Here is a 6436-nt window from a genome sequence, read left to right on the forward strand (position 1 = left end):
TTCGTGATGGAGCGTGCTCGCTGCGCGGCCCGAGAGCGTGCCGCCCGCATGCGGCAGCAGATGCGCGCGCCGCGCGACCGCCGCGAGATTGATCGGCCGCAGGAACACGTGCTGACGGCGCGGTTCCTTGCCGCGCGCGCGATTGGGCGCCCGGCCGTGCTTGGCGGCGACCACCGCGCAGAATTCCGTGAAGAACTCGTCGGCCAGATCGTGCAGCGCGTGCTCCATCTGGCGCGGCGGCAATTCGCCGAGCGGCCCGGTCAGCGTCGCCCACACCGAATAATCGATACGCGTGCTCGGCGGCTTGCCCGCGGCCACCTCCTCCTCGCGCAGCGCCACGTCGATCTGGCCGCGCATCGAACCGATGCCCTCGGCGCGCGCGCGAAAACTCAGCACGCGGCGCGGCGTGAGCGGCACCGTGGCCACGTCGCTGGCGATATGCGCGCGCACTTCATAGCGCGCGCGCAGCGGCCCGAGCGGCACCGTCAGCGTGAGCGCGTACTCGCCCGCGCCCAGTCGCCGGAACATTTCGCAATGCTCGAGACTCGCGCGCACCAGCGCAGCGTCCTGCAGCGCCTGCCAGACGGCAAGCGGCTCGAGCGGAATCCTCAGTGCGTCGTTCAGTTCCATGGCGGCTCCCCGGTCGCGTTTCGAGAAGGTCGTAGGTCGTAATCGTGTGTGTCGTAGTCGGTATCCGTGCGCGGATCAGGAAGTCTGGTCGATGCGGTCGACGCGTTCGGCGTCGAAGGCCAGATAGCCCGCGATCTCGCGCACGGGGTCGTGCGGCGCTTCGTAACTCCAGGCGGCGTCGTCGATGCGTCCGTCTTCGGTGCGCAGGTGGTAGTAGACCGCCTCGCCCTTGTGCGGGCACGCGCTCGTGCGCACGGAACGTTCGAGGCGCGCCATGTTCACGTCGGCGCGCGGGAAATACCAGGTATCGACGGCGCCGGGTTCCGAGAGCGTGAGCGCGGCCAGCGTGTCGGCGATCGTGATGCCGCCGTGTATCACGCGCACGCGATGACGATTTACGACGATCTCGATGCGATGGCCGGCATCCGGTTCGACCGTCATGGTCCGCTCCCTGATCGATGGGCGGCGCAGCCGGTGCGGCGCGCGGCCTCTTCCGGCATCGCGTGCCGGTCGTTGTGGATGGCTTCAGGCTCCCTGGGGGCTCGCGGCGCGGCGGGCCCGTCACTTCATTATCGGCGAAACTTCGCGCGCTTGCGCGACTTCCCGCGCAGGGCGGCCGCCGCGCTGCGTCGGCTGGCGCACACTGGCCTGGCGTCGGCGCAACAGCGGCGCGCTTCTCACACGTGCTTCATGCGTGCTTCCTGCGCGCGGTCGGGCACGATGCACCCGAAACGAACGCAAAACCCGAACGCAAGACGGCCCGCGCCTTTCCCGCGCGGGCCGTCTTGCAACACGCTGCAAGAGCGCCGGCGGACTACCCCGCGCGCTACCAGACGAACGCGGCGCGCGCGCTGCCGTTCGAGCCAACAGTCACCGTGCTGGTCTTCTCGACGCCGTTATGGCTCGCGTGCACCGTATAGCGGCCCGGGCGCACCCGCACCAGCATGTACGGCCCGCGCGACGTGGTGTCGAGCACGCTCGCGCCATGGGCGTTCGTGAGCTGCACGCGCACGTCGGCGAGGAACTCGGCGTTGCGGCCCGTGAAGCGCAGCGACAGCGGCCACGAGCGTTGCGCCGCCTGCAGCGCCTTCGACTCGTCTTGACCGACGCCGCCCGAGACATACGAGACGTCGCCTTGCTGCTGCACTTGCGGCATGCCGCCGCCATTGGTGTTGCCGGCGCTCGAATCGTCGGACGACGAGCCGCCGACCGTGGCGTTGCCCTGCGTGCCGTTCATGTCGGACGAGCCCGCGTTGCCGCCTGGCGGCATGGCTTGCTGCGCTGCCGCATTGCCCGCGTAGCCGAGTGCCAGGGTGGCCGCGAGCGCGGCGGCCGACAGGACGGGGCGTGCGTTTCGGAACATCTTCATCGTGACGACTCCTTGGAAGTTTCTCCGGTATGGCGGATAGCGCAAGGCGCGTGCCCATGAGAACAGGTATAGGAGATCGGCCGATGACATGCCGCCGTCTGTGCACAAAACGCGCACAAACCGCGCGCACAAAAGAAAACTGCCGCCGGGCACAAGCCCCGGCGGCAGTGGAAAAGCGGTCCGGCAATCCCGGTAGACGAAGCGTAAAGCGCGTCGGACCGCTGGAGCGAATCGTGACGACGGTTGCCGCGCCTAGCCGAGATCGACCGGCACGAAGATCTGCGCGTCGTCGCGCTGGATCAGCAGCGCGATGCTGTTGCCCGCCTGCGCGATCATCTGCTTGAGCTGTTCGGCGCTGCCAACCGGACGGCCGTTCACGGCAAGGATCACGTCGCCGGGCTGGATGCCCGCGTTTTCCGCCGCGCCGCCCGCCTGCTCGACGAGCAGGCCGTGATCGACCGAATCGTTGCTCTTCTCTTCCGGCGTCAGCGGACGCACGGCCACGCCCAGGCGCCCCTGCATCTGCGACTGCGGCGTATCGTTCGACGCCACCTTGGCGTCGGAGAGCGTGCCGATGGTCGCGTTCAGATCCTTGGTGGTCTTGTCGCGCCAGATCTGGACGTCGGCCTTGGTGCCCGGCTTCATGCCCGCGATCAGCGACGGCAGGTCCGACGAATCGCCGATCTGCTCGCCGTTCACCGCCACGATCACGTCCCCCGGCTTCAGACCCGCCTTGGCGGCCGGACCGTTCGCGTCCACCGAGCTGACGAGCGCGCCGTGCGGCTTGTCCATGCCGAACGAATTGGCGAGCGTCTGGTTCATCGACTGCACCGCGACGCCGAGACGTCCGCGACTCACGTGGCCGGTCTTGACGAGGTCGTCCTTGACCTTCATCGCTTCGGTGATCGGGATCGCGAACGACAGGCCCTGGAAGCCGCCCGTCTGCGAATAGATCATCGAGTTGATGCCGATGACTTCGCCCTGCAGATTGAACAGCGGGCCGCCCGAATTACCGGGGTTCACCGGCACGTCGGTCTGGATGAACGGCGTGTAGTTCTCGTCCGGCAGCGAGCGCGATTTCGCGCTGATGATGCCCGAGGTCACGGTGTTGTCGAAGCCGTACGGCGAGCCGATCGCCACCACCCACTGGCCGACCTTGCTCTGGCGCGGATCGCCGATCTTCACGGTCGGCAGATCCTTCGCGTCGATCTTGAGCACGGCCACGTCGGACTGCTTGTCCGCGCCCACGACCTTCGCCTTGAATTCGCGCTTGTCGGTGAGCTTGACCGTCACCACGTTCGCGCCGTCCACGACGTGCGCGTTGGTGAGGATGTAGCCGTCCTGGCTGATGATGAAGCCCGAACCGAGGCTCGTGCTCGGCGTGTCGGGCTGCGCACCGCCGCTGCCGTCGCCGCCCATGCCGGGCATGCCGCCGTAGAAGTGCTTGAAGAACTGATAGAACGGATCGCTCGGATCGATCGGCAGTTGCTGCGCGCCGCCACCGGCGCCGCCGCGCATCGCCGTCTGCTTGACGACGTGCTTCGCGCTGATGTTCACGACCGCCGGACCGTAGGTTTCGACGAGGCCCGAGAAGTCGGGAATGCCGGTCTTGGCCGCGGCCTCGGCGGGCATCATCGCGGCCTGTGCCGGCGTGATGACCTGCGGCGGCGGCACGTCGCGGCGACCGGCAACGTAACCGGCCGACAACGCAACGGCCACGGCGATCGCCACGGCACTACGGGTAAAGACTTTGGTATTCATAGCGGACTCCTTGCGCGGGATGCTGTCACGACGTAACGAAGATTAAGCGGCGTCGCTTAAAGGAGTCTTAATTTGGGAACTAATGCGCAAAGCCCCGTCCAGAGGGGCTTTGCGGGCGCACGAGGCGAATAGGGGGCCCATTGAAAGCTCGATTAAAGCTTCGACATCACGTCGATGCGCGATGATTCAAACGCGCTCGCGCGATCCTTGCGCGCGCATCGATCGGAGGAAAGCGGGCCGACGCGCGGCATGCAGCCCGCGCGCCCGATCAGAAGCGCAGATCGACCTGCAAACCACCCGACGGCGAGTCGCCGAGCGAGATGGTCGCGCCGTGCTGATCGGCGATCCGCCGGACGATCGCGAGGCCGAGGCCGGTGCCCGCCACATCGGTGCGCGCGCGGTTCGCGCCCGCGCCCACGCGATAGAAACGGTCGAACACGCGCGCGCGTTCGTCGACCGGAATGCCCGGCCCGCTATCCGCGATCCGCACGAGCGGATGGCCGTCGTCGAGCAGCAGGCTCACATCGACGCGGCCGCCCGCGGGCGTGTACTTCGTGGCGTTGTCGAGCAGATTGTTGAACATCACGCGCAGCGCGTCGGCGTCGCCGTCGACGTGCGCATCGGCGCTTTCCTCGATGCCGAGATCCACGCCGCGCTGCTGCGCGAGCGGCGCGTAGTTGAGCACGCAGTCGTCGAGCAAGGCGTGCAGATCGACGCTGCGCGCACGCGCATGGCCGTCCGGTTCCGAGCGCGCGAGCGCGAGCAGTTGCTCCGCGAGACGCGTCGCGCGCGTGACGCCCGCCTGCAGATCGCCGAGCGCTTCGCGGCGCGCGTCGTCGTCCTTTGCGCGCGCAACCAGTTGCGCCTGAATCTGCACGGCGGCGAGCGGCGTGCGCAGTTCGTGCGCGGCATCGGCGACGAAGGCCTTCTGCGTGTCGAGCGCGTGCGCGAGCCGTTCGAGCAGCGCGTTGAGCGCATGCACGAGCGGCATCACTTCGCGCGGCAGACGCTCCTCGGGCAGCGGATCGAGCGCCTCGGGATGACGCGTGTCGAGCGCGCGCGCGACGCGCGACAGCGGCTTGAGGCCGCGCCCCACCACCATCCACACGGCGAGCCCGAGAAACGGCAGCAGCACGATCAGCGGCCAGAGCGTGCGCAGCGCGACGTTCGCCGCGAGCCGGTTGCGCACCGACACGGGCTGCGCGAGCTGCACGACGTTGTCGCCGACGATCGCGCCGTAGACGCGCCAGTCGCCGCGATCGGTCTTCTCGGTCGAGAAGCCGAGCTCCGCGCGCGGCGCGAGCGGCGCGCGCGGATGCGAGTAGTACATCAGCACGCCGTTGCGATTCCAGATCTGCAGGACGATGCCTTCGGTGCCGGTATCGCGCGACGACAGAATCTCGTTGAAGGGCTCGGACGGCAGCGCCGAGGCGATTTCCTGAAGCTGGTAATCGAACAGTTCGTTGGCTTCCGCGAGCGCCTGGCGGTAGATCAGCCAGCCCGCGAGGCTCACGCCCGCGACCACGATCGCGAGCAGCCAGAACAGCAGTTGTCGTCGAATCGAACTCATTGGTGCGCGTTCGTCCTCACGCGTCTTTCGCGATCATGTAGCCGAGGCCGCGCACGTTGCGGATGAGATCGGCGCCGAGTTTCTTGCGCAGCGCGTGGATGTAGACCTCGACCGTGTTGCTGCCGATTTCCTCGCCCCAGCCGTACATCTTCTCTTCGAGCTGGCTTTTCGAGAGCACCGCGCCGGGCCGCGCGAGCAGCGCTTCGAGCAACGCGAATTCGCGCGCCGACAGCGCCACGGGCGTGCCGTCCTGCGTGACCTGGTGCGAGGCCGGATCGAGCGTGATCGAACCGTGTCGGATGGTGGATTCGCTGCGGCCCGACTGACGGCGGATCAGCGCACGCATGCGCGCGCCGAGTTCGTCGAGATCGAAGGGCTTGATGAGGTAATCGTCGGCGCCGGCGTCGAGCCCTTTCACGCGGTCGGCGATGGCGTCGCGCGCCGTGAGGATCAGCACCGGCAGCGCCGTGCCGCGCGCGCGCAGCGTGCGCAGGACGTCGAGGCCGTCGCGCTTGGGCAGCCCGAGATCGAGCAGCATCAGGTCGTAGCTTTCGCCACTTGCGGCCGAGAGCGCGGCTTCGCCGTCCTCGACCCAATCGACCGCAAAGCCCTCGCCGCGCAGCGCCTTGCGCACGCCCTCGGCGATCATGCGGTCATCTTCGACTAGCAGTATGCGCATCGTAGTGAGATAACGAAGCGGCGCGCGTGGCGCCGCGTTGCAGGATAACGATGGTGCATTCTAGCGCGGCGCCGACAGCACCACGCCGATGTGGCGTGCGAATGGGTCGCGCTGCGCGCTCAAAGATTCGCACGCGCGATCTGCTTGCATCTCGCCTGCTTCGTCATTACTTCTCGATGACATGCGTCCGTATCGCGTTTTTATTGCGCCTTTCGTCCCTGCTTTCATCACTTTTGTCGCCGATGATGCGCGCGCACCGCACGAGGTCTTTACAATGGGCGCTTTTGCGGCGCGCGGCGCCGCGATGCTGACGCGCCTTTCAGCCGGCTTTGCGCCCGACCGCGAAGCCCGGGCGATCCGCGTGCGCATCGCCACCGCTTCGCGCCCCTGAATCCGCGTCCGCGCGCAAGCCGGCGAAGCCGCCCTC

7 protein-coding genes are annotated in these 6436 nt (G+C 67.8%); all 7 read right to left on the bottom strand.

What is annotated here, in order from left to right; translation table 11 throughout:
- Positions 1 to 630 (bottom strand): SRPBCC domain-containing protein (locus tag G3N97_RS35205; protein WP_205997450.1); only part of this gene is annotated, 630 nt, incomplete at its 3' end.
- 75 nt (positions 631 to 705) lie between these two features.
- Entirely contained in the window at positions 706 to 1071 is a 366-nt protein-coding gene (locus tag G3N97_RS35210; RefSeq protein ID WP_205997451.1) for a DUF427 domain-containing protein, read from the bottom strand.
- A 385-nt stretch (positions 1072 to 1456) separates the two neighbouring features.
- Positions 1457 to 1999 carry a carboxypeptidase-like regulatory domain-containing protein gene (locus G3N97_RS35215; RefSeq protein ID WP_065059292.1) on the bottom strand — a complete coding sequence of 181 codons (543 nt, stop codon included), beginning with the start codon at positions 1997 to 1999 and terminating at the stop codon, positions 1457 to 1459.
- Positions 2000 to 2251: 252 nt separating this feature from the next.
- Entirely contained in the window at positions 2252 to 3760 is a 1509-nt protein-coding gene (locus G3N97_RS35220; protein ID WP_205997452.1) for a DegQ family serine endoprotease, read from the bottom strand.
- 268 nt (positions 3761 to 4028) lie between these two features.
- Complete coding sequence (locus tag G3N97_RS35225; RefSeq protein ID WP_205997453.1) at positions 4029 to 5330, bottom strand: ATP-binding protein; 1302 nt, start codon at positions 5328 to 5330, stop codon at positions 4029 to 4031.
- Positions 5331 to 5346: 16 nt separating this feature from the next.
- Positions 5347 to 6009 carry a response regulator gene (locus tag G3N97_RS35230; protein ID WP_065059295.1) on the bottom strand — a complete coding sequence of 221 codons (663 nt, stop codon included), beginning with the start codon at positions 6007 to 6009 and terminating at the stop codon, positions 5347 to 5349.
- Positions 6010 to 6069: 60 nt separating this feature from the next.
- Positions 6070 to 6436, bottom strand: a 367-nt coding sequence (locus tag G3N97_RS35235; protein WP_205997454.1) for a hypothetical protein, incomplete at its 5' end; no start/stop codon positions are given.

It is taken from the genome of Paraburkholderia sp. Ac-20347 (assembly GCF_017104805.1).
Lineage (GTDB): Bacteria > Pseudomonadota > Gammaproteobacteria > Burkholderiales > Burkholderiaceae > Paraburkholderia > Paraburkholderia tropica.

Coding starts and splice junctions, on each gene's coding strand:
- G3N97_RS35225 (WP_205997453.1), bottom strand. CDS start 5,330: ATGAGTTCGATTCGACGACAACTGCTGTTCTGGCTGCTCGCGATCGTG.
- G3N97_RS35210 (WP_205997451.1), bottom strand. CDS start 1,071: ATGACGGTCGAACCGGATGCCGGCCATCGCATCGAGATCGTCGTAAAT.
- G3N97_RS35215 (WP_065059292.1), bottom strand. CDS start 1,999: ATGAAGATGTTCCGAAACGCACGCCCCGTCCTGTCGGCCGCCGCGCTC.
- G3N97_RS35220 (WP_205997452.1), bottom strand. CDS start 3,760: ATGAATACCAAAGTCTTTACCCGTAGTGCCGTGGCGATCGCCGTGGCC.
- G3N97_RS35230 (WP_065059295.1), bottom strand. CDS start 6,009: ATGCGCATACTGCTAGTCGAAGATGACCGCATGATCGCCGAGGGCGTG.